This window comes from Salipaludibacillus sp. HK11, from assembly GCF_047795645.1.
Taxonomy (GTDB): domain Bacteria; phylum Bacillota; class Bacilli; order Bacillales; family Salisediminibacteriaceae; genus Salipaludibacillus.
The window spans coordinates 1412674-1436138 of record NZ_CP181045.1 but is presented as its reverse complement, the minus strand read 5'-3'; the positions used below and the strand labels follow the sequence as shown (position 1 = coordinate 1436138).

Annotated in this window: 17 protein-coding genes and 1 tRNA gene; 14 read left to right on the top strand and 4 right to left on the bottom strand. The window is 38.8% G+C overall.

Going from position 1 to position 23465, the window contains the following annotated elements; translation table 11 throughout:
• The first annotated feature begins 154 nt into the window (after positions 1-154).
• Positions 155-1231 (top strand): DUF3231 family protein, encoded by a 1077-nt coding sequence (locus ACM26V_RS07085; RefSeq protein ID WP_416150725.1) that lies wholly within the window; start codon positions 155-157, stop codon positions 1229-1231.
• Between the two features lie 149 nt (positions 1232-1380).
• Here ACM26V_RS07085 and ACM26V_RS07080 read toward each other — a convergent pair whose 3' ends face one another.
• Complete coding sequence (locus ACM26V_RS07080) at positions 1381-1929, bottom strand: GNAT family N-acetyltransferase (protein ID WP_416150724.1); 549 nt, start codon at positions 1927-1929, stop codon at positions 1381-1383.
• Positions 1930-2244: 315 nt separating this feature from the next.
• On the opposite strand from ACM26V_RS07080, the gene ACM26V_RS07075 reads away from it, so the two are divergent.
• The 6 genes from ACM26V_RS07075 to ACM26V_RS07050 all read left to right on the top strand — a co-directional run bounded on the left by ACM26V_RS07075 (position 2245) and on the right by ACM26V_RS07050 (position 9216).
• Positions 2245-3960 carry a SulP family inorganic anion transporter gene (locus ACM26V_RS07075; protein WP_416150722.1) on the top strand — a complete coding sequence of 572 codons (1716 nt, stop codon included), beginning with the start codon at positions 2245-2247 and terminating at the stop codon, positions 3958-3960.
• 69 nt (positions 3961-4029) lie between these two features.
• Positions 4030-4218 (top strand): PspC domain-containing protein, encoded by a 189-nt coding sequence (locus ACM26V_RS07070; RefSeq protein ID WP_416150721.1) that lies wholly within the window; start codon positions 4030-4032, stop codon positions 4216-4218.
• A gap of 98 nt (positions 4219-4316) precedes the next feature.
• A complete protein-coding gene (locus ACM26V_RS07065) occupies positions 4317-5009 on the top strand; it encodes a response regulator transcription factor (RefSeq protein ID WP_416150720.1) in 693 nt (230 codons plus the stop codon).
• Positions 4990-6420: an ATP-binding protein gene (locus ACM26V_RS07060; RefSeq protein WP_416150719.1), complete on the top strand. Its 1431-nt coding sequence runs from the start codon at positions 4990-4992 to the stop codon at positions 6418-6420. Before ACM26V_RS07065 ends, ACM26V_RS07060 begins: the two co-directional genes overlap by 20 nt.
• 364 nt (positions 6421-6784) lie before the next feature.
• Complete coding sequence (locus ACM26V_RS07055) at positions 6785-8110, top strand: S1C family serine protease (RefSeq protein WP_416150718.1); 1326 nt, start codon at positions 6785-6787, stop codon at positions 8108-8110.
• A 233-nt stretch (positions 8111-8343) separates the two neighbouring features.
• Complete coding sequence (locus ACM26V_RS07050) at positions 8344-9216, top strand: peptidylprolyl isomerase (RefSeq protein ID WP_416150717.1); 873 nt, start codon at positions 8344-8346, stop codon at positions 9214-9216.
• A gap of 69 nt (positions 9217-9285) precedes the next feature.
• Here ACM26V_RS07050 and ACM26V_RS07045 read toward each other — a convergent pair whose 3' ends face one another.
• Together ACM26V_RS07045 and ACM26V_RS07040 are read right to left on the bottom strand one after the other, a co-directional pair.
• Positions 9286-10287: an alpha/beta fold hydrolase gene (locus ACM26V_RS07045; protein WP_416150716.1), complete on the bottom strand. Its 1002-nt coding sequence runs from the start codon at positions 10285-10287 to the stop codon at positions 9286-9288.
• 40 nt (positions 10288-10327) lie between these two features.
• A complete protein-coding gene (locus ACM26V_RS07040) occupies positions 10328-10678 on the bottom strand; it encodes a hypothetical protein (protein ID WP_416150715.1) in 351 nt (116 codons plus the stop codon).
• A 251-nt stretch (positions 10679-10929) separates the two neighbouring features.
• Here ACM26V_RS07040 and ACM26V_RS07035 point away from each other — a divergent pair, with 251 nt between their 5' ends.
• The 6 genes from ACM26V_RS07035 (at position 10930) to ACM26V_RS07010 (ending at position 15911) form a co-directional block, all read left to right on the top strand.
• Positions 10930-12288 (top strand): cytochrome P450, encoded by a 1359-nt coding sequence (locus ACM26V_RS07035; protein WP_416150714.1) that lies wholly within the window; start codon positions 10930-10932, stop codon positions 12286-12288.
• A 243-nt stretch (positions 12289-12531) separates the two neighbouring features.
• Positions 12532-13005 (top strand): CBO0543 family protein, encoded by a 474-nt coding sequence (locus ACM26V_RS07030; RefSeq protein ID WP_416150713.1) that lies wholly within the window; start codon positions 12532-12534, stop codon positions 13003-13005.
• 288 nt (positions 13006-13293) lie between these two features.
• Positions 13294-13551: a hypothetical protein gene (locus ACM26V_RS07025; RefSeq protein WP_416150712.1), complete on the top strand. Its 258-nt coding sequence runs from the start codon at positions 13294-13296 to the stop codon at positions 13549-13551.
• Positions 13552-13655: 104 nt separating this feature from the next.
• On the top strand, positions 13656-14963 hold the full coding sequence (locus ACM26V_RS07020; RefSeq protein WP_416150711.1) for an acyl-CoA thioesterase/bile acid-CoA:amino acid N-acyltransferase family protein: 1308 nt from the start codon (positions 13656-13658) through the stop codon (positions 14961-14963).
• A 30-nt stretch (positions 14964-14993) separates the two neighbouring features.
• Positions 14994-15734 carry a class I SAM-dependent methyltransferase gene (locus ACM26V_RS07015; protein WP_416150710.1) on the top strand — a complete coding sequence of 247 codons (741 nt, stop codon included), beginning with the start codon at positions 14994-14996 and terminating at the stop codon, positions 15732-15734.
• Positions 15735-15814: 80 nt separating this feature from the next.
• Positions 15815-15911 (top strand) — tRNA-Sec (locus ACM26V_RS07010).
• 578 nt (positions 15912-16489) lie between these two features.
• On the opposite strand, the gene ACM26V_RS07005 is transcribed toward ACM26V_RS07010, so the two are convergent.
• A complete protein-coding gene (locus ACM26V_RS07005) occupies positions 16490-17707 on the bottom strand; it encodes a helix-turn-helix transcriptional regulator (protein WP_416150709.1) in 1218 nt (405 codons plus the stop codon).
• A gap of 855 nt (positions 17708-18562) precedes the next feature.
• On the opposite strand from ACM26V_RS07005, the gene ACM26V_RS07000 reads away from it, so the two are divergent.
• The gene (locus ACM26V_RS07000) at positions 18563-23314 is read left to right on the top strand and encodes a cadherin-like beta sandwich domain-containing protein (RefSeq protein ID WP_416150708.1); all 4752 of its coding nucleotides are present in this window, start codon (positions 18563-18565) and stop codon (positions 23312-23314) included.
• Positions 23315-23465 lie beyond the last annotated feature (151 nt).

Sequence of the window (23465 nt, the reverse complement as noted above, 5' to 3'; positions counted from 1 at the left end):
GAAACGTGGATAGAAATGGGAGAGTGAGGTAAAATCATATATCAAAATAAAACAGTATTGACGTAGGTTTGGAATATATCTTTAAACAGCTCTTCGAATATATTTTCACTTTTCACACATAATAATTCCAATGTGTATCGAGGGGGCGTCAAAATTGGAAGGAAATTCACCTACGGAAGATCAACATACTATGAATCAAATCAAAGAACATCAGCATAATAAAATGCTCAATGCCGCCGAATTAGGAGATTTATTTGCTAATTACTTGGGAGACTCTTTGTTTTGTTGTATTTTTGAACATCATCTACAAGTAGTAAAAGATGATGAAATTAAGGATTATTTAGAATTTGCATTTGATAATGCTATGAAGCATTTACGTATGATTAAAGAAATTTACACAAAAGAAAATATCCCTCTACCTATAGGGTTTGGAGAGCAAGATGTGCGAAAAGAAGCACCTGGGTTATTTAGCGATGTTTTTATGCTTTTTTATACGACACAAATGGCTAGGGCAGGTCTATTAACTTATGGAGATGCACTTTCAACAGCAACTAGACAAGATATTATTGAACATTTTAAGGTCGGTTTGAACGATTCGATTGATATATATGAAAAGGGAACGCATTTATTACTTACTAAAGGGATAAACATTGCCACTCCAACAACTCCATATCCTCAAAAAGTTGATTTTGTCGAAAAAGAATCATTTATTTCAGTCATAGCAGGGAAATCAAGACCATTAACTACAATAGAGATTAAACAGTTACAGGTGAATATCAACACAAATATTTTAGGGAAAGCGCTAATGTTAGGATTTAGCCAAGTGGCGTCATCGGAAAAATTACGAAATTACTTTCAAGAAGGCGTTAAAGTAGCAGATCGACAAATCAAGCAATTAGGCAAGTTTCTTTTAAATGAATATTTGCCAACACCTAATTTGATGGATGCCCATATTTCTGATTCAACTATTCCGCCGTTTTCCGATAAATTAATGCTTTACCATGCTTCCCTGGCAAATACGATTGGAATATCTAACTATGGCTTAGCTATTTCTAAAACTATGAGGCATGATTTACATGGAGAATTGGCGATTCTCACAGCAGATATTGGTAAATACGCTAATGAAGGGATAAATCTAACGATTGGAAATGGATGGCTAGAGGAACCACCAACTGCAGCTGATCGAATAAAACTGTCAAAAGAATCGCCTAGCAATAAACCAGTGGAGTAGCTTCAAATTATCCCCCATGAAAAAAACTATAGAGAAATATCTCTATAGTTTTTTGCGTTGATGTCATGTTTTGGTTGTTATATTTGTCTAAAAATAGAGGGAGTTGAGAACGATTTACAGTTCCTTGTCCGCCGCGAGATCTTTTCGTGTCAGTTTAAACTCTTGTTCAAAACGGAAAAGTTAGTTAGGTTATCCCATCCAAATGCGGATTCTTCTAATTCTTTTCCGGCTATGGTTGTATTCTTTTCGTATATTTCTTCCCCGCCAAGGTGTTTGTAAAAGGAAGCAGACTCGTGATGTTTAAACGTCCATAAACCCATAGAGGAGTGGTGAAGAGAAGCAATGTGTTGTGCGACACTTTCAAATAACTTTTTGCCAAGTCCTTGTCCTTGCTTATCTGGATGCACGTATATGCCGTAACACTCTCCTGTATATTTGATTCTTAAGCGTGCATCTCTCATCGTTCCTCCAAGAGCAAACCCAACAATTTCATCGTTTTTATCCTCGACAACATAGGTCATTGTTCCTCCGCTAGTAGACTTCGACAGGTCTTTCTCCCAACGCTTCTCTCTATCGGTGTACGTGAATTTATCCAATACACTTGACGGTAGAGTCCCTTGATATGCTGAGTGTAAACAATCAACATGAACACGGGCAATTCCTTTCCAGTCGTCTAGTTTTGCTTTTCGAATAATCATAATTTCTCCTCTCTATTGCTTCATTTAATTGTTCGATATTGATTCATTTGATATCTTTAAAATATCGATGATAAAATATTTTGCGTGAGCTACATTAATTTCGTGCAATGTAGCCTAAGATAGGCGTAAAATAGAAGGCGTAATCTTGACGCTACCTTTTATATTATATGGTAGTATGAATAGGACAATATCATCATACAACATATTAATTTAGCTTGCATTAGTGAAGGAAAAAACTAGCGTGTTACATATATATATACAAGATCTATATTACTATATGAAGAAAATTGTTTTGATAGAAAGGGTTCGTTTACCATGAACAAAAAATTCAATCCCTTCCAATTGGATCATACATATAACGAAACAGTGTTTAAACATGATTTGATTGCAGGGTTAACACTCTTTGTTATGCTTATTCCGCAAAGTATGGCTTATGCCATGTTAGCTGGTCTTCCGCCAGTGATGGGGTTATATGCATCAACTATTCCATTAATCATTTATGCGTTCTTCGCTTCATCTAAGCACTTATCTGTAGGCCCTGTCGCTATTACATCTTTACTCGTTTTTTCAGGCGTATCTATCTATGCAGAACCTGGATCAGGGGAGTACATTACGATTGCTTTAACGCTCGCAATGATGGTGGGGGTAATCCAATTATTATTGGGGGTTCTTAATGGAGGGTTTGTCGTTAAATTTATCCCTCAATCTGTGATGAGTGGCTATACAACAGCAGCTGCGATTATAATTGGTCTTAGTCAATTGAAACATCTTTTAGGGATTGATGTAGGGAATTACTTACAGATTCATCTTTTGTTTCTTGATATAGTAGATAATATGAATGGGATACATCTAACGACGTTGGCTGTAGGACTTGTAAGTGTAATTGGTCTTCTTGTGTTAGGTAAGCTGTATCCACGCCTACCTAGTGCTTTAATCATTGTGGTAGGAGCTATAGGTGCGGTGATGCTATTTCGTTTAGACGAACTAGGTTTACAGACAATTGGTCATATTCCACAAGGTTTTCCTGGCTTAACTATTCCTAATTTCTCTATTCAAACAATTCAAATGTTGTTCCCAATGGCACTTACCATTGCACTTCTTGGTTTTATGGAGTCCCTAGCAATTTCACAGACGATTGCCCAAAAAGAAAATTATAAAATTTACCCAAATAAAGAGTTACGAGCATTAGGTCTTGCAAATATTATCGGATCGTTTTTTCACTCGTTTCCGGTAAATGGTAGTTATTCTCGAACAGCTGTTAACCACGAAGCGGGCGGGAGGACACAGGTTACTTCTATTATCACTGCGGCTAGTGTCATCATTACTGTTTTGTTTTTTACGTCTTTATTTTACTATTTACCAAATGCCGTCTTAGCTTCGATAATTATTGTCGCGATATATAAACTAATTGATTTTAAAACGATGGTCTATCTTTTTAATATAAAGCCTCTAGAGGGGTGGATCTGGCTCATAACATTGTTAGTTACTCTATTTGTTGGTATTCAATGGGGAATTATCATTGGAGCTATTTTCACACTCGTTTTAATCATTATTAAAAGTGCAAAACCAAATATTGTTCAGCTAGGATATGTCAAAGACGAAAAGACTTTTCGTGACATTAAATGGTATCCTAATGCAGTAACTTCACAGGAAGTATTAATCGTGCGAATTGATTCCTCTCTACACTTTGCTAATATTGCTTTTTTTGAGGAGAAGATAAAAATAAACACTCAAAAAAATAAAAATATACAATGGATCATTGCAGATATGAGTGGAGTAAATGATATTGATACGGTCTCTATTAAAAAACTAGAAGAAATGATTATTTCATATCAAAAGAAACGAGATATCACAGTCATATTTGCAAATATGAAAGGGGATATACGAGATTTAGTTAACACAGCAGGTTGGGATGTGAAGTTTAAAGAGCAAGAAAATCATTTGACCCTTGAACAATTAATAAAAGCGAAAGGTCTCGTTTCGTATTTCTATCAACCTGAACAAAAGTCAGCTGAAGATTACTCAATTTAAGTTCTGAGGAAGCACGGGGACGGTTCTTTTGCTTCCAAAGTATTCATTTTATAATAAGGGGGAATCGGAATGGGGAACAAGAAACTAATTAAATCATCTAGAGATAAGGCATTATTTGGAGTCTGTGGTGGTATAGCAGAGTTTTTTGGAATTTCTACTTTCACAGTAAGGTTAATATTTATTGTAACTCCGGGATTTTTGGTTATGTACCTTATACTCGCTGCATCATTAGACGAGGGACCTTCGTCTTTATATTGAATTTCGAATAGCGATTACACAGATATTCCGCCTATTCTCTCGATTAAATTTATCTATCATGGTAACATCCAATAACAAAGGTTGAGAGGAAGATTGCCGTGACAACAATACTAGTGATAGAAGATGAAGAATCAATTAATCATGTGTTACGCGTATTTTTGCAAAGAGAGGGTTGGATGGTGATTCAAGCATTCACAGGAAGTGAAGGAGTCGATGCCTATTATGATCATAAACCCGACTTAATTCTACTAGACGTCATGCTGCCAGACCGAGATGGTTGGAGTATTCTTAATGAAATACGGAAAGAAAGCGATTGTCCCGTTCTTATGCTGACAGCTTTGGGGGATGTGCAACATCGATTGACTGGATTGAATAGTGGGGCGGATGATTATATAACGAAACCTTTCGTTGCAGATGAAGTAGTCGCACGAGTTCATGCTGTGCTGCGTCGCGTAACGAAAAGCTCAAATGAGGAGAGTTCCTCATTTATTTTTGGTGAATTGATGATAAATGAAGCAACAAGAGATGTTCGTGTGGACGGAAACATTGTATCCCTGTTGCCTAGAGACTTTAGCTTGCTTGTTTATTTTGCCAGACATCCAAATCAAACATTAACGCGTGAACAATTATTAGAAAGTGTTTGGGGCATTGATTATCAAGGCACAGATCGGGCGGTTGACCTATCAGTAAAGCGAATTCGAAAAGCCTTACGAAATTGGTCAACCGAAGAAGGCGAATTAACGACAGTGAGAGGAATGGGGTATCAGTTCCGTGTCTATACAAAAAAATAAACGGATACCGCTCCTTCAACACTGGACTAAACGTTATTTAATGACGCTCGTTGTTGGCTTAATAGTGATTGGCATCATTTCGGCACTTTGGATTCGCCATACAACAATTGAAAATCGGATAGATTTAACACGGTTTATGGCTGAACAGACAGCTTCACAAGTACTTAATTTAAGTGAAAGCAGAACAGATCTTGAAGGATCACCGGAAATAAATCCACAGATTCGTGAAGAAACTCATGTTTTTGTCGTCGATCCAACTGGTCGAACAATTTCACCTTTTAATCGTCCGGAAGGTCTCTACATTCGAAGCTTCCCAACGTCTATATTGGAGTATGAAGAAGATGTTCAAGTTGTCGATTTAACTAATGAGGGAGACAATTACTATGTCGTGAAAGCTCCGATAGAGGAACAAGGGATCATTTTTGGTTGGGTGCTTGTGTTACAAAAAGAAGAGTTTGTCACATCTGTCGAGCAAGAGTATAGTCAATTGATTATGATGCTTTTAAGTATGGCTGTTCTTGGATGGGGAGCGATTTACTTTCAATCTCGCCGTCTAGTTGCCCCAATTAAATATGTATCCAATGGCGTTCGAAAAATTAAAGAAGGTACTTATCAAAAAATGGAACTTTCCTCGGATTCAATTAAAGAAGAAGAAGTTTATGAATTAGTAGAATCCTTTAATGAGATGTCTAGTAGACTTGAGCAATTAGAAGAAACTCGTACAACCTTACTAGCAGGTGTGACTCACGAATTAAAAACACCGGTAACCTCGATTAGTGGTTTATTGCAGGCTCTTGACCAAGGTGTCGTAGAAGGGGAAGAAGCGAAATCGTTTATAAAATTTTCATTAAAGGAAACGGAAAAATTACAGACGATGGTGGAAGATTTATTAGTTTTTAACTCCTTAGCTGTTGATGCCATTCCTATGAATAAGGAGAGATTGCTGGTCGTAAACGAACTGAAAGAAGCTGTCACACAGTGGCGTGCAAGTCATACAAGCTGCGAAGTAAAGCACGACATTTCTGCAGAGGTGGAGGATCTTGAAGTGAATTTAGATATCGTTCGCTTTCAGCAAATAATCACGAATTTATTAAACAATGGTTTACAAGCAATGGCGGGGCGTGATTCGAGTGTTATCGTCGTGCGAGTTCGTGCGCAAGGTAAGAACGTACGCGTGGATGTTTGTGATGAAGGGATCGGAATTCCTGCTACTGAGCAAGAATTTATCTTTGAGCGCTTTTTTCGTGGAGAAGGAAAAAAGTACCAGACGAGAGGGCTAGGTTTAGGGTTGGCACTTAGTCGAATGCTTGCTGAAGGTCTTGGTGGTAGTCTAGCATTAACGTCGAGTGATGATGTAGGATCGGTGTTTACGCTTATCCTGCCGATTGCACCGGATAAGGACGATAATTGAAGCAGATAAAAAAAGTCTAGTTTTGCACGGTGTTGTGCTGCTAGACTTTTTTCGCACTTTAAAAATGTTTAACTTCGCTAAAGAGAATTAAAGTATAAGATAAACTAAGGCTTTCGCCATGAAGGACTTGGCGACAAGCCAAGTTTTTCTAATGATCTCGAATGAATAGAGCGAAATAGAGTTGGATGCTGGGCACTTACAAGGCTCTAGCATGAATGAGTGTCCAACATTTATAAAAAATCAAGTGTTTTTGGCTTATCTTATTTTTCCTTTCACAATTTTTGAGATTTCTGACATCAAGCCGACGTAATAGAGGCTTAAGATATGATTAGATCAAAATTTGTCATGAAGAAAGGAGAAATTAATGATGAATGAATTCAACGAAGACAAAGTGGAAGAAATGGAAAGCCCTGATGAAGTAAAAGGAGATTCACCGATAGAATCACCATCACCAGTAACAACAAAACAAAAGCAAACCCAAAATTCATCTGGGTGGTTCCGTACCTACTTTTTGCCTGTTGGTGGAGGATTTGTAGGAGCGACTCTAGGCGTACTCCTTTTATTTCAAACCGATATGATAAGCCCCTACAACTTTGCCGAAGCTTTAGAAGGCGAAAATAATGTAGCGACGGAAGAAGGAGAGGAAGTAGAAGTAACGAAAGTTGTCGACTCTACTGGGGATGGAATCGTTATAGAAGATGTTATTGAAAACGCATCGAAATCAATTGTAGGGATTGTCAATATTCAACAGGAATCATGGCTGATGCCGAGTGGTAATACTGTCCTATCAGAAGAAGGAGTAGAAGCTGGGACAGGAACAGGTGTCATTATTGATACAGATGAGGAGTACACCTATATTGTGACAAACAATCATGTCGTAGAAGAGGCAACCGAAATTGAAGTATCACTTGATAATGGTGAGACACGTATTGGTGAAGTGATTGGCTCTGATGCGTTGACAGATTTAAGTGTTGTCCGAGTTGAATCTGAGGAAAATGACGTCGCACTGACGTACGGTGATTCAACAAATGTACGAGTTGGTGAAGAAGTATTGGCAATTGGAAATCCTCTTGGACTAGAACTTTCGAAAACAGTAACACAAGGAATAATTAGTGCGATTGACCGTTCACTTGAGGTAGAAACGTCAGCTGGCGCTTGGGATTTATCGGTCCTACAAACGGACGCAGCGATTAATCCAGGGAACAGTGGTGGAGCGCTCATAAATCGTGACGGGGAATTAATTGGAATAAATAGCTTAAAAATCGCTAATAGAGGGATAGAGGGGTTAGGTTTTGCAATTCCAAGTGACGAAGTGATGCCAATTGTTGAAGAATTGATAGATAATGGGACAGTTGCTCGCCCATATTTAGGGATTGTCTTAACTGATGTAATAGAACTCCCATCTTTTTATAAACAAGAGCGTGGTCTTGAAGAGGATGAAGGAATCATGATAACCGGTGTGGAAGAAGGATCAGCAGCGTATATTGCTGGACTTGAAGTGGAGGATATCATCCTATCGATTGATGGAGAAACGATTGCAGATTCAACAGATCTACGAAAAACTCTGTACAGTGGCTTTTCAATAGGGGATGAAATTAACATAACAATTCTGCGTGATCAAGTAGAACAAACGGTTCAGCTAACATTAACGAGTAATCAATTAGAAAACGAACCGGAACCGGAAGCTTAATCTGGATTTCAGCATAAGGCTCGAGTTTTGTGCAAAGGGAGGCAGGATTTCAGCATAAGACTCGAGTTTTGTGCAAAGAGAGGCAGGATTTCAGCATAACGCTCGAGTTTTGTGCAAAGGGAGGCAGGATTTCAGCATACCACACGAGTTTTGTGCAAAGAGGGTCATATTTTCAGCATAACGCAAAAATACAAATTAATTAAAAACTGCCAATATAAAAAAGGGGTTAAAACATGTCATCAACAAATAAAACAGTACTCACTTTAGTATCGGTATTAGCAGTCATTGCCATCGGATCTCTTCTTTTCTTAGCCAATCAGCAAACGACGATAGCTTCAGTGGATGGAGAAAAAATCACGGAAGAGGAACTTAAAGAATTTTTAATTGATTCTTACGGTACCCAAGCTACCGAGGCTCTCGTAATGAATCGCGTGATTGAATTGGAAGCGGATGAGAAAGATATCGTTGTGACCGAAGAAGAGATAGAAACAGAGTTAGCGAAATATATCGATCAATCTGGTGGGGAAGAGGCTTTCTTGAACGCGATTGAATCTAATGGATTAACGATGGAGTCATTAGAGAAAGAGATCAACATGTATTTGAAAAGTGAGAAATTAATGGCTGATTGGCTCGACTTCTCCGATGAAGATCTAGAAAGTTATTTTGAAGAAAATCGATCATTATTTGATGTCGAAGAACAAGTGGAGGCAAGCCACATCCTCGTTGAAAGTTTAGAAACAGCGGAAGAAGTGATAGAAAAAATTAACGATGGCGAAGAATTCAGTGAGTTAGCTCTAGAATATTCAACGGACGTAAGTAATTCTGCAACTGGTGGAGAACTCGGTTATTTTGCAAGAAACGCCATGGTTCCAGAATTTGAAGAAGTTGCTTTTCAAATGGAAGTGGAAGAGATTAGCGATCCCGTCGAAACGGAATATGGTTTTCATATTATTAAAGTAACAGACCATATAGAGCAAGAAACTGCAGAATACAACAATGTGAAAGATGAGGTTTATGATACTCTATTGGAGGAGCAAGTTAACGCACAACATAGTGTATGGGTTGAGGAGTTATTGAACAAATACGAAATTGAATATTTAATTTAAATGAATGAGGAGCTTATGCTAGCAAGATTTTAGCATAAGCTCTCTTTTTATTTCCATCAAAGGTTCCTATTATAGTGGAATCGACCTTTTATCAAGCCATAATTCAAGAACATCAGGTAATTTCCCTTTTAAAGCAAGTGAAATATGTCCACCTTTTATCCGTTCATAAGTTTTATCTGGACTGGATACCTTTTTCATGACAGGCAGTGTTTGTTCTTCTGGGACAATTTCATCATCGGTTGTTGAAAGGACGAGGAGATTTGCTTTGATATTCGAAAGATGAACCGTCTGACCAGCAATCTTTAATTGGTTTTGAACTAATTTATTATCACAGATGATCTCGCTTATGAGCTGTTTTAACGTCGCACCAGAAAAAGGAATGTGACTCGTTAACCATTGTTTTACAAGTTGGTGTTTGAGTTCTGTTCTCTCATTATGTGAAGGTTTAAGAGAAGCTAACTTAGACCCGAATGTAAGTGGAGAAGTAGCCATTCGCAATCCCGCTTCAATAAATGTTGACGGAATTAAACCGTAATCATCAATGAATTGGTCTAGAGTGGAGGAATCTATTTTTAATGCTTTCACCCAATTGGAAAAGGTATGAGTCCTGCTAAAATCTATCGGAGGAGCAAAAAGAATGAGATTTTTAATCACATCGTTTGCGAGCGCTGTGTATATGAGAGTCAATGTTCCTCCAAGACAATAGCCGATCATACTCAATTCCGTCGTATTCGCGTGGCGTAGCGTGCGTTCGACGCCATGTTGGATGTAGTTGGTAATATAATCATCAAGTGATACGTCTTTATCTTCGTACCCTGGCTTGCCAAAATCTAGTAAATAGACATCATATCCTTGTTTGGTGAAGGTTTCGATCATGCTCATCCCAGGAGATAGGTCAAGAATATAGGGTTCATTAATTAAAGAATAAATAAGTAATAGCGGAGTTTGATAGTTTTTCTTGGCGGCAGGATAATACCATAAGACGACTTTGTTTCTTTTCCAGACAGCCTCGCGTGACGTTCCTTTTCTTCCTTTACTCATTCGCTGTTTATCTTTCTTTCCGTTAGTCATCTAAGGGCTATTCCTTTCTTACGGACTTTAATATGATTGGTTATTGGATTGAAGCGTACTTTGTTCGATCGACTTTATCTTGACTAGCTTTTTCCACGTTTTCGTTTAATTGATGAAGTTGCTCTTCTATTTTATCTAATTTTTCTTCTAGTTGTTTCGTAAGGTTTGCTACTCTCGCAACATCATCTTTTGTAGGTAAATTCAGTTGAAGTGCTAATGTCTCACTATGCTTTCTTAGTTTTTCTAATATAGATAAATGCTTTTTCATTAGCAATTGATTCACGTTTATTGTTTTAGGATCATCTATGAATCTTTTGAAATGGTCATTTAATTGAGCTTCTGAATGAGATGCAAGTGCGGCAAGTAATTCATTCTTTTTTTCTTTATTCATGCGAATTCTTCCTTTCGTTGATTAGTTAAGGAAATTCTCTTATCTTTATACTATATACATTTAAACAAGCATTGGTTCTGAATTTGGTTGATTGTCCAAAGCTAGATTGATGACCTAGCCTTGCATCTCCCTAGCTTTTTTAAAAAAATCACGCTGCACGCATTCACTGTTTTATAGTGATATCCACATTTAGACCTGTCTTCTTCTTTAAATTGACATAGAATGATACAGTCAAATTGATTTAAGGAGAAGTGTGTACATTGAATACTAGATTTTCACCTCGTCCTCCAGGGCCTAAAGGAAAAATATTCAAAGGAAGTTTAGACGATTTTCAAGCAGATCCGCTTGATTTTATGACTGGATTAGCAAAGGAGTATGGAAAGATCAGCACCTTTCGTTTAGGACCATTCCAAAGCGTATACCTCGTAAACGATCCAGATTTAATAAAGGAAATTCTTGTAACAAAACAACAATCATTCATTAAATCTCGTGATATTCAAACACTCAAAGCTGTTGTTGGCGAAGGACTTCTGACAAGTGAAAAGAAACATCATATGAATCAGCGAAGAATGATTCAACCCTCATTCAAAAAAACGCACATTGATAGCTACGCGCAAGACATGATTGATACAACTCAGTCTTATATTTCTAAATGGAGAAGTGGAGAAGAGAAAATCATTACGAACGACATGATGGATATAGCCTTAGGTATTATTACGAAAACAATGTTTAGTATGGATTTCGATGAAGGGTCAGAAATTATAGGTCAACCTATGGAAGATGTGATGAGGATTGGAATTAAACGGATGAGGTCGATCATTCAAATACCACTTTGGTTACCTACTAAAAAGAATCGTAAGTTAAAAAGAGCGGTTAAGATACTTGATCAAACGATCTATCACATTATTGAGAAACGTCGTAATGATAGTAACACTCACAGTGACCTTTTAGGAGTTTTAATGGAAGCTAAGGATGAAAATAATGGGGAAGGGATGACCGACAAACAACTTCGAGATGAATTAATGACAATTTTTCTTGCCGGACACGAAACGACTGCGAATATGCTTTCGTGGACGCTATATTTATTATCGCAAAACCCCAATTACGAAAAACAACTTTATAAGGAAGTAAGCGATGTGGTTGGGAATGATTCGATTGCCCCTAGTCACTTTAAGAATCTACCCTATACGCAAAACGTTATATGGGAATCGATGCGATTATTTCCTCCTGCATATGTCATTGGACGTCAAGTAGATAAGAATGTGACTATCGGCGGTTATCAAATGAAAAAGGGTGAAATGATATTAATTAGTCAATATGTGATGCATCGTAACCCAGAATTTTTTGAGAATCCTGATACGTTTATCCCCGAACGATTTGAGAATAACTTTATCAAGTCGCTTCCAACTTTTGCTTACTTTCCATTTGGTGGTGGTCCGCGCGTTTGTGTCGGTAATCATTTTTCAGTCATGGAAGGAGTTCTTTCAATCGCGTGTATTATAAAAGAGTTTCACCTGAAATTGGCACCAGATCACGATGAGGTTAAAGCTTCACCGCTGATTACTCTTAGACCAAGACGAGGTCTGCGAATGATCTTAGAAAAACGATAGAATAAAAAAACCTAATGAATGAATAAAAACGTATGTATGTCGTCTTTCATACGTTTTTTTTACATATGTTTTTCACGAGAAATTTCTGATAAACAATCAATGCCATGGGTAAGATAAGGGTGAATGATATAGGAGCAGTGATGAGTAAAAGTTGATAGTATTCTGTGGGGGATTCTAATACTAGGAAGAACATGTCGGTATCAGAAAGTAAAATCTAGCGCACACTTTTCATTATGAGGGGAGTTGTTTGTCATTAGAGTATTAAAAGGACTGTTTGCAACTGGATTAGTGGTTACACCTATTGTTATATTTAGAAAAAAACCATTTAAGGAATGGATAATGATATTTTTATTGACTGCTTTTGTAACCGCTATCACGGATAAGGCTATTGTTGGCAAGGGATATCTTAAATATCCAACAAGATTATTTTCGCGCCATTTTAGGATAAGTGTTCTTTTTGATTTTATTTTGTGTCCTCTTTTATCGGTAGTATTTAATCAAATATCTTATCAAAATAAATGGTCCATTGCCCTAAAAAAAATGCTATACATAACAGTGCCTCATACCATACTTGAAATATTTTTTGAAAGAAAAACAAATTTTATAAAGTTTAGCAATCGTTGGACATGGCTTCATAGCTTTTTCAGTATAAACATTAAATTTATTATAATTAGGGTGGTCGTGAGAGGTTTAGAAAAAATCATGAAAATTAGTTAGTGAAAATAGAAAAAACAAACATATATGGAGCATCTTCACTGACAAACCGGACGAAAATTGTCCGGTTTATTGTGTTCATAAAGAAATATAAGGAAATCAATGATAAACTAAAGAAAGGATGAATCTGTGACATAGGTGTTTTAAAGTTTATCAAATAAGTCTAGCATTGCAGAGTTTTTTTGCACTTTATTTTCAGGTGTATATGCTCACTTGGATTTAGAGATATGCTAGCATAATAGTTATTGATTTTATAAGAAATTTAATGATGAATACTTTAGGAGTGGTAATGTGAAAAAAGTTTTTGAAGTGACATATAAGGGACATCATATTTTGGTAGAGAACAGATGGTTTAGTGGAGAAAAACTGTATGTAAATGGGAGGTTGCAAGATGAGAATCTGGGACTATCCTTTAGAGGTACGTTAACAGGTGTAATAAATCCTGATAATGGAAAAAGTATGCACATAAAAGTTACTATGGGAGGGAACGTAAGAATAAATTGCAGAATATTCGTAGATAACGAATTAATTTATCCTGAAAAATACTAAAGCAGGTAAAATTACACCAACTACTTGAAATGGGATATTTATATTCGAGTTGGAATTTAATATCTTTTGCAAAAGGAAATGATACGTTCAGGAGTGTTTAATACATGACAGTGAAAAAACCTGCACTTTTAGTGAATCCGATAGACGGTTATGTTGATGATGAAATAACGATTCGTGTGATCGATTGTCCGCCAAATGAGAAGGTTAAGATACGTGCAAAGGTCATTGATGATGAAGGGAAGCATTTTAGCTCCTATGCTGTCTTTGAGGTAGGAAATGACGGTTCTGTTGATTTATCTTGCGCTAAGCCGATCGAAGGTTCTTACGAAGAGGTCGATGCTTCTGGATTATTTTGGTCGATGGAGAAGTTAAAGTCAAAGCATGGAGATTTCTTTGTTAAAACCGAAGCGGGACCTGTGTTAATAGATTTGAATTTAGAAGTTGAAGGATCGACTGCTGATACAGTAAGTTTACATCGTCATTTTTATAAAGAAGATGTTCGTAGAGTTGTCATAAAAGAACCCGAACTGGATGTGACTGGCGTCTTGTATCATCCGGTTGATGAAGGCGTTTACCCAGGGGTGCTTCTACTAGGGGGTTCAGATGGTGGAGTGCAGGAACATGCTGCGGCATTATTGGCTTCTAAAAGTTACTCGGTAATGGCCTTGGCTTATTTTGGAGTGGAAGGAGTTCCGAAAGATTTAGAAAATATTCAGCTAGAGTATTTTAAAAAAGCGACAGAATGGTTAAAAGGCCACACAGCTGTTAATGGACATGTTTCTGTGATTGGTTTCTCAAGAGGTGGAGAGTTAGCGCTTCTTCTAGCGTCAACTTATGATGACTATCAGGCTGTGATCGCAGGTGCTCCTAGTGCATATGTGACAGCAGGTATGAAAAATGGTATTTTCGCTCCTGTTCCTTCGTGGCTATTACATAACGAACCGCTGACATATATGCCATTTTCTTATCGTCTTTCGATGGTTGCTTCGATGCTTAAAAATTGGGTGCTAAGACGTCCTATTTCGTATCTATCTATTTGGGAGAATACCTTACTAGATCTACATAAGATTAGAGAATCGCGCATTCCTGTTGAAAAAATCTCCGTTCCAGTAATGACGATAGCTGGGAACGATGATCAAATCTGGCCGTCGGCTTATTACGCTGAAATGGTAGAAAAGAAACTTTCTGAAACGAATCAGTCTGATCAAAACGTTTATTTATATTATAAAGAGGCAGGACATTTCTTAGCTTTTCCTTATGGTCTCCCAGGCCTTCCAGCCAATGTGAATATGGAAATTGCCGGAGCAAAGATGACGATGACATTTGGTGGATCGAAAGTAGCTAATACGAAAGCTGCAAATGATTCATGGGTCAAGATCCTCGATTTTTTAGAGAAGGCGACAAAGCAATAAGGAATGGTTTGCTAAAACGAGGGGGCAACTATGAAACAAAATATTTATGATAATCCAGTATTTTTCAAAGGATATAAGTCTTTAAGGGATAGTGGGATAACTTATAATGATTTCGTAGAACAGCCTGCAATACAATTACTTATCGAGGATATGGATGGGAAATTCGTGTTGGAGTTGGGGTGTGGGTCTGGTGCATTTTCCAAGCAATGTGCAGAAGCTGGAGCATCGTTTGTGACAGGTGCAGATATTTCTAAGAAAATGATTGCAGAAGCTAAGAGAAACAACAACGATAAGAAAATAGAGTACAAGTGCATGCCAATGGAGGATCTGATGTTACCGGACGATACGTTTGATTTCATTATTAGTTCATTGGCGATTCATTACATTCAAGATTATGCTAGCCTCGTCAAAAAAATTAGTGAGCTACTAAAACCGAATGGCATTTTCATTTTTTCGATCGAACATCCTATCTGTACCGCTCGAAAAGAAATGGATAATTGGATGAAGGATGAAAATGGTGATAAGCTCTACTATGCGCTAGACAATTATCAAGAAGAGGGACGAAGGGAGCAACATTGGTTTATTGATGGCGTCGTGAAATATCATCGAACGGTTTCGACGATTATCAATACATTGATTGATAATAGATTAATTGTGGAGCGGATGATCGAACCAGTAGCAACTCCAGAAGGATTAGAAAAAATGCCTGGAGCGGGTGGGGAACAACGAAAGCCGTCTTTTATGATTGTAAAAGTAAGAAAGTCTTTTTAAATTGGCTCATCCTGTGCTTCGGACAAAAAGGTTGCGAAGACGTTATATCACGATTATAATTGATGATGTTCTGAAATTAAGGGGCCGGATGTGTAGCTGGTGCTTGCCGAGGTCTTCAAAACCTTCAGGGAGGCTCGTGTAGTCTTCGGTGGGTTCGATTCCCACACGGTCCCGCCAATATCAAGTTTTTAAATGATTAACGATATAAAAGGTGCATAGGTTTCAAGGCTGTTTTCGAGGGTGACCTCGGCAGACCTATTGTCTAGACCTGTCTGGTAAAACTCGTCTTTAGCTTTCTACAAAAAATGTAGGAGGTTATTTTTTATGGAGAAAAAAGGTTTACGCTAAAAGGGATACAGTTTATAGGTACCTTGTCCATGTTTGTTTATCTGTAATTAGAGACAAGTACCGGGAATGCTGCATTAACTACTCTTGAAAAAGCTGGAGGAGGCAGTCATACACCAACTTTCCTGAATAACTGGAGTTTCGAAAGGTGTTAGTGATCTTATTAAGTGATGGTAATGTCAAAGGAAAGACAGCTTGGTTCTATAATGATTGAGGGACAAGGGACCTGTCCGGGACTGCTGATAAAGTCCAACTTTTTAAAAGCGAAAAACACATAGAGAAAAATGAGTCCTCAGATTCGATTTTAAGCAACGTTTAGTATGTGGGGAGACATATTTGTACCCCAAAAAAAGAGTGTTATTCGAAAGTAACTACTTTATCACTGGTCTCGACCTGTCCCTCTGTCCCATTTACTCCTTAGAGATGTGTTCCTTACCTTCTCTGTACTGTTTTGGCGTAACACCAGCTGATTTTTTGAATACTTGGGTGAAGTGGCTCTGGTCGTTATAGCCGATATTATGCGCAATGTCGGTCAATTTCTCTCGTGTATTTTTAAGCAGTTGTTTTGCAATTTGCATTCTTTCCGATGTGATAAAGGAAAGTATCGTCATACCTGTTTCGGATTTGAATCTGCCTGCGAAATAACGGGGATTGAAACCGGTGTGTAATGCGATCTGTTCAAGGGTCAGCTGGTCTGATATATGTGCCCGTATGTAAGTTATCGCCCGCTTAACAGATGTGGAATAAAATTCCTTTTTTTGTGATTCAATTATGTCGAGTAAATCGATAAAAATCGATTGAAATAGTGACGTCAGTTCAGTTAAATTAGATGTTTGTTCTACTTTGTTAATGCACTGATCTGAAAAGCGCTGAAGCAGCATAAAATCAGGGACGACATCCGTAACTTCCCGGATCGAAACAGCCACGGCAGAAATGATCACATTCTTATAGGATCGGACCGGATCACCGTTACCCAGATTTGGAATAGGAAACTTGTCGAATTGAATGAGCTGTTCTAACGCCGATCTTTCCCCTTTTTTCAGTGCCTGAAGAAATTCTAGTTCCATCGTAAACGGATGATGAGGCGAAGTTTCTTCATCTCCTAATATTCTCGGTGATGAAAAAACAGATGCTGATTCCGTTAATACAGGTAGCTCAGAGACATCATACGTAAAAGTATTAAGGTTTTGTAGTAGCAATTTCATATATTTAAATTGAGTCATGTTCAATCTTGGAGATTCGGCAAAATGCTGGCGCAATGCCGTGTGTTCTTCCAAGGTGTGTTCCTGCGTTGTGAGGATATGATTCATTTTTTCAAAGGTTACGTCAGTTATCTGCACCGGCCCGACAAGCACTATGCCATCAATTGATTTAACTACCATAAAATGCTGTAAATAAATATCTTCAAAAGATACACATGTCCAATCTGCGATGTCGCGAACAGCATTAAGACTCTGTGCCTCAATCGATGATCCCTTTTTGAAAGCACCTCTCAAATATGTTTGGTCAGGCAGACGGTGAATGGTGTCTCCGTCGCGTGTCAAAAAGGACAAAGGAATACCCGTTGTATGGTAAAAAATGTTCAGTTTATAAAGTCTGTCTGACTTTGATTCTGACTGATATGTCATAAGACCTCATCCTTTCAGCATATTCGTTAATTATAGTGTACGATTTATTTCAGTTTGTTGCTAGTAAGATGTTTTCTTATAAAATGCTGATACTTGACTAAATTGTCAATATAAAATTAGCGGAGTGGCATTCGGATTGAAATTTATTATAGAGATTAAGCTCTATCTGCTCTTGGCACTAGGTTTTACATACTTGTTAGGGAACGTATATGCAATTTATGAAACTCTTACGTTTTACATAAAATCGTTCTCACCATTCCCTTGTGAATATTTCTATTGTTAGAATTATTTGGAATTAATTGTTGTCGAGAGGCCTTTGAGTAGCGGTTTTTTTGAAAGATAATGACTAATAACATAAAATTATGATTTATTTTATATAAAGCGATGACCGTTTCCATTATAGTGACCGTAAATATAGAGAAAAGTCGGCTGGTTCGAATGGTACAAAAGGCTTTATTTTTTTCATTATATTATGCCTTTGCACAATTTGGAGCGAGCCTAGTAAATTTTTTATAATACATGAGTGGTATGAGAAAAGTAGGGAATGTTTTGTTTTATGTCATTTCCATTATGGTACTATGCTTGTTTCCGTAAATGAACCAGATTATAGATATTCAGAAAGAGATCAATTTGGAGAAAATGATGGAACGAAAGCAATTGCTACGTTTAAATGACTGAATAGAGCCATGATTCCAATGAAGTAGTCGGTGGTGAACGATGAAGAATTTTAATACAAGCTTTACGAATCTACTAGAAAGAATGAGTTTTCAACATAGGGCTTGGCAGTATTCTTAATTAATTTGGCAGTGGTGGTCGGTCAGTTTATAGTGGTAATTCGACAAGGAGGAGAATAGTATGGGGATGGTAAAAAAGAAGGGGTTATGGGGTTTTGTATTTATTATTGTTGTTTCATTTTTATTTTCTATGGACACTATTCCAAGTGGAGCTAATAGTCATTCTGTAACAGTAGATTTGCCTGTAGAAATGGACACAGTAAAAATTGATACGCAATACTATCCTGATGGAGAGAATGGATATCACTATGCTGGCTATCAGGATGGCTATGGAATTCTTGAGACTGCCATTAAATTTGATACTAGTGAGGTCTCTTCAAACATTCAATCAGCTGAATTATCTGTTTATGTTTTCGAAGCTGAAACAGAATCGTATCTACAATTTTGGGGATCTGGGGATAATGATTGGAGTGAAGTTGAAATTGGTCATGGATTTCCTACAAATAAAGATGAAACTGGTCCAATCTTTACATTAGATCAAAACAAAGGATTTGGGACAGGAAGACATAGTATTGAAGTTACTGATTATTTTAGGAATAATCAAGCGGGAAGTGATAAGGCTACATTTGTAATAACTGGTAATGATACTGCGATGTCAGGAAATACATTAGTTTATTTACATTCAAGAAATACTCCCAGAATAGATAAGGAGACTTTTCTGAGGGTTACCTATACACCGCAATCAAGTAATGCAGATCTAAGCGACTTAACAATGAGTGCAGGAACATTAGACCCCACTTTTGATGCCAATACATTAAGCTATACGTCTAGCGTCGGGAATGAAGTAAGTAGTATCAGTGTGACCCCAGAGGTTGCTGATGAAATGGCCGCAGTAACCGTGGGTGGAGATGGAGTAGTAAGTGGTGGTGTCTCAAGTGCTATTCCTCTGAGTATAGGAGCAAATTGGATTCCAGTAGAAGTGACAGCCCAAGACGGAACGGCAAAAACATATACAATTAATGTGACAAGAGCTCAATCAAGTAATGCAGATCTAAGCGACTTAACAATGAGTGTAGGAACATTAGATCCCACCTTTGATGCCAATACATTAAGCTATACGTCTAGCGTCGGGAATGAAGTAAGTAGTATCAGTGTGACCCCAGAGGTTGCTGATGAAATGGCCGCAGTAACCGTGGATGCAGTCGGAGTAGTAAGTGGCGATGCATCCAGTGCAATTACGCTGAGTGTAGGAGCGAATTCAATTCCAGTAGAAGTGTCAGCACAAGATGGAAAAACAAAAACATACACCATAAATGTCACTCGATTATCAAATAATGCAGACCTAAGTGACCTAAAAATGAGTGAAGGAATATTAGATCCGACCTTTGATGCCAATACATTAAGCTATACATCTAGCGTCGGGAATGAAGTAAGTAGTATCACTGTGACACCAACGGTAGCAGATGGAACGGCCGCAGTAACCGTGGCTGGAGGTGAAGTAGTAAGTGGCGATGCGTCAAGTACTATTCCTCTGAATATAGGAGCAAATGCAATTCCTGTAGAAGTGACAGCCCAAGATGGAACAATAAAAACATATACAATTACGTTCACACGAATAAAGTCACCTCCAACTGGAATGGTAGAAATTAATGGTGGAGCGTCCTATACAAACGAATTGGACGTGGTATTAAGTGTGACTTATGATGATCCAGTTGAAATGAGTTTTTCTAATGATGAAACTGACTGGAGTGATTGGGAAGCTGCGGATTCTGTGAAACCATGGACATTAGCAAGTGGAGATGGAATTAAAACGGTTTATATGCAATTGAGAGATGATCAAGGAAATTTATCAGATGTGTATAGTGATAATATTATTTTGAATACTGTCATTCCACTCATTTCACTAACTCTGAATACAGAGGACCCGACCAATGAAGATGTGGAGATCATAGCCGACATTGATGGAACGGGAAGCGGCATCACGGAGAGAAAGTGGGCAGCAGGGGAGGAAGAAAAAGCCTACTTTACCGATGAAGGAGAAGCATTCACAGACAGCTTTAACGTCAGTGAAAACGGCACGTATACCGTGTATGCCCGAGATGATGCAGGAAATGAAGCAGTGGAAACAATCACAATAACGAACATTGATAAATCGGATCCAACGATCAGCTTAACACCAAATACAGAAGATCCGACCAATGAGGACGTGGAGATCACAGCTGACATCGACGGAACGGGAAGTGGTATAGCGGAGAGAAAGTGGACAGCAGGGGAGGAAGAAAAAGCCTACTTTACCGATGAAGGAGAAGCGTTCACAGGCAGCTTTGATGTCAGTGAAAACGGCACGTATACCGTGTATGCCGGAGATGAAGCAGGAAATGAAGCTGTAGAATCGATCACAGTAACAAACATCGATAAGAAGGATCCAACGATCAACTTAACACGAAATACAGAAGACCCGACCAATGAGGACGTGGAGATCACAGCCGACATCGACGGAACGGGAAGTGGTATAGCGGAGAGAAAGTGGGCAGCAGGGGAGGAAGAAAAAGCCTACTTTACCGATGAAGGAGAAGCATTCACAGGCAGTTTTGACGTCAGTGAAAACGGTACGTATACCGTGTATGCCGGAGATGAAGCAGGAAATGAAGCAGTGGAAACGATCACGGTAAAGAACATCGATCGAACACTGCCAATCATTGATTTTACTTTGAATTCTGATGGTCCTACAAAGGAAAACGTTGAAGTTAACGTCACAGCAGACGGTATCGACAGTGACATTGACGCCTTAAAGTGGGCTGTGGGAGATATTGATGCAGCCCAAATAGAAGCGGAAGGTTCACTTTTCACAGATTCATTCACACTCACTGAGAATGGGTCCTACACCCTTTATGCGCGCGATGTTGCTGGAAACATCACCACGGCAACTCTTGAAGTTGAAAACATCGTCTCCGATTCTCCGACGCTGTCCTGGTCGATTACTCCGGATACCGTGACCAATCAACTGGTCGAAATCGCTGTTACATCGGAGGTATCAGGTGAAGGTGTCGGAAACAGCATTGAAGTAACGAAGTGGGCTTCCGGACAGCACGGTACCACCTATTTTGAAGCTGAAGGTGAACCATTTGTGGACGATTTCCATGTAGAAGATAACGGAACGTATACCGTCTTTGCTAGAGATACAGTCGGGTATGAAGTCGTGGAGTCGATTTCTGTGGACAACATCATTACCGAAAGACCTACCATCACCCTTGAGTCAGATTCATCCGAACCGACCGGTGATCCGGTTACCATCAAGGTAACCGAAAGCGTATCAGGTTCAGCGGATGTTAATGATACAGATATGATTCAGTGGTCATACGGGGAAAAAGAGATGGAGGATTTTGAAACAACAGGACACGACATCTCACAGGAACGGGAGTTTACGGTTTCGGAAAACGGCACCTATACGGTTTTCGTCCAGGACCTGCTTGGAAACAGACAAATTGCAACCATTACCGTTGATAACATCTTTGACAACAACGCTGATTTGGGATCTCTAAAGCTTCTAGCCAATGGGAATGCTGTCACCCTTGATCCAAGTTTTACATCAGAAGAAACAACTTATCACGTTCAGGTCTCACATCCCGTCAACACCCTGATTGTTGAAGGCATTTCCTCTTCTGAAGAGGGAACCGTCACCGTCAACGGAGAGGTGCTGACTGATGATAACCAAAGCGAAGTGAACCTGACAACAGGCAGCAATGTCATTGAAGTCAAGGTAACTGCAGAACTTGATACCATCGAAAAAGTGTATACGCTAAACGTGGATCGTGCATCCCTACCAACGCCTCCACCATCAACTGAACCGGAGGATAACGACGGCAGGTCTGTATCCTTAAACGGAAATAGCATCACCGTCGACATGGAGTTTGACATAATGCCGGATGGCACGACAGTGGAACAATTGAACTTTGCGCTGTCCCATCTGGAAAGCGCCTTGTCACAATCCAGTGAAAGGGAAGCGATTCATTTGCGACTGAATAATGATGGAGCAACTGCCGATAAATTACGTCTCTCCTTCACTCAGGAATTGGCTGAGCGCATACAGGCAGAGAATCGCATGCTTATCATCGAGACATCGGACGCTACGATTAATCTGCCTCCACTGGCTGAAGGAGAAATCAGTGAGGCCTTGAATTTCAGCTTTGCCCGTGTAAATGAAGAAGATGATCGTGCAAAGGTGGAAGCGGACATTTGGGATATCCACAATTCCCAAGATATCCAGACGTTGAGGAGAGCAAGTCGCATTTCCCTCCTCGGACCACCCGTAATCATAGAAGCAGATCACGCGCCAAGGAAAACGGAACTCGTCTTCCCATTTGATACGGACAGGTCGGGGACGGATTTAACGACCTACCTCAACTCAGTGGGCGTGTATATTCAACACAGTAACGGCGACACACGCATCGTGGACCCTACCCGTGTACTTGATGAGGACGGCGTCATCCACGGCCTCGCCATCGAAGTGGACCGCTTCAGTACGTTCGCTCTGTTTGAATCGGATCCTACCACTGATACAGGAGAAGATAACAGTATAGTGGAAGATGAAGGTACGGGAGAAGATGACAGTATAGTGGAAGATGAAGGTACAGGAGAGGATAACAGTATAGGAAAAGATGAATCTGTAGGAGAGGATGACAGTTTAGAAAAAGATGAAGATACAGAAGAAAATGAAGGCGCAGGAGACGTTGAAAAAGAGGAGGAATCATCAGAAGATAAACTACCAGTAACAGCAACGAACTTTTATAATTACCTTTTCTTAGGGCTTGCTTTCCTTTCAGTTGGTCTAATCGTTTTCTTCAGTAGAAGAAAAAAGATTGATATGGTATAAGTTATTCGCTACTGTGCCTAGTGATCCCCAGTGCTGTAAAGTTATACGGCACTGGGGGTCACTTTTTTTGGGGACACCGGGACAGGTACCTTGTCCCTGTTTGTTTATCTGTAATTAGAGTCGGAACAGAAATGCACTTGTTCTGAATTGA

Excerpts from the sequence above, each read along its gene's own strand:
- ACM26V_RS07020 (WP_416150711.1), top strand. The coding sequence starts at position 13,656 with ATGACAGTGAAAAAACCTGCACTTTTAGTGAATCCGATAGACGGTTAT.
- ACM26V_RS07050 (WP_416150717.1), top strand. The coding sequence starts at position 8,344 with ATGTCATCAACAAATAAAACAGTACTCACTTTAGTATCGGTATTAGCA.
- ACM26V_RS07080 (WP_416150724.1), bottom strand. The coding sequence starts at position 1,929 with ATGATTATTCGAAAAGCAAAACTAGACGACTGGAAAGGAATTGCCCGT.
- ACM26V_RS07055 (WP_416150718.1), top strand. The coding sequence starts at position 6,785 with ATGATGAATGAATTCAACGAAGACAAAGTGGAAGAAATGGAAAGCCCT.
- ACM26V_RS07005 (WP_416150709.1), bottom strand. The coding sequence starts at position 17,707 with ATGACATATCAGTCAGAATCAAAGTCAGACAGACTTTATAAACTGAAC.
- ACM26V_RS07000 (WP_416150708.1), top strand. The coding sequence starts at position 18,563 with ATGGGGATGGTAAAAAAGAAGGGGTTATGGGGTTTTGTATTTATTATT.
- ACM26V_RS07070 (WP_416150721.1), top strand. The coding sequence starts at position 4,030 with ATGGGGAACAAGAAACTAATTAAATCATCTAGAGATAAGGCATTATTT.
- ACM26V_RS07015 (WP_416150710.1), top strand. The coding sequence starts at position 14,994 with ATGAAACAAAATATTTATGATAATCCAGTATTTTTCAAAGGATATAAG.
- ACM26V_RS07045 (WP_416150716.1), bottom strand. The coding sequence starts at position 10,287 with ATGACTAACGGAAAGAAAGATAAACAGCGAATGAGTAAAGGAAGAAAA.
- ACM26V_RS07040 (WP_416150715.1), bottom strand. The coding sequence starts at position 10,678 with ATGAATAAAGAAAAAAAGAATGAATTACTTGCCGCACTTGCATCTCAT.
- ACM26V_RS07075 (WP_416150722.1), top strand. The coding sequence starts at position 2,245 with ATGAACAAAAAATTCAATCCCTTCCAATTGGATCATACATATAACGAA.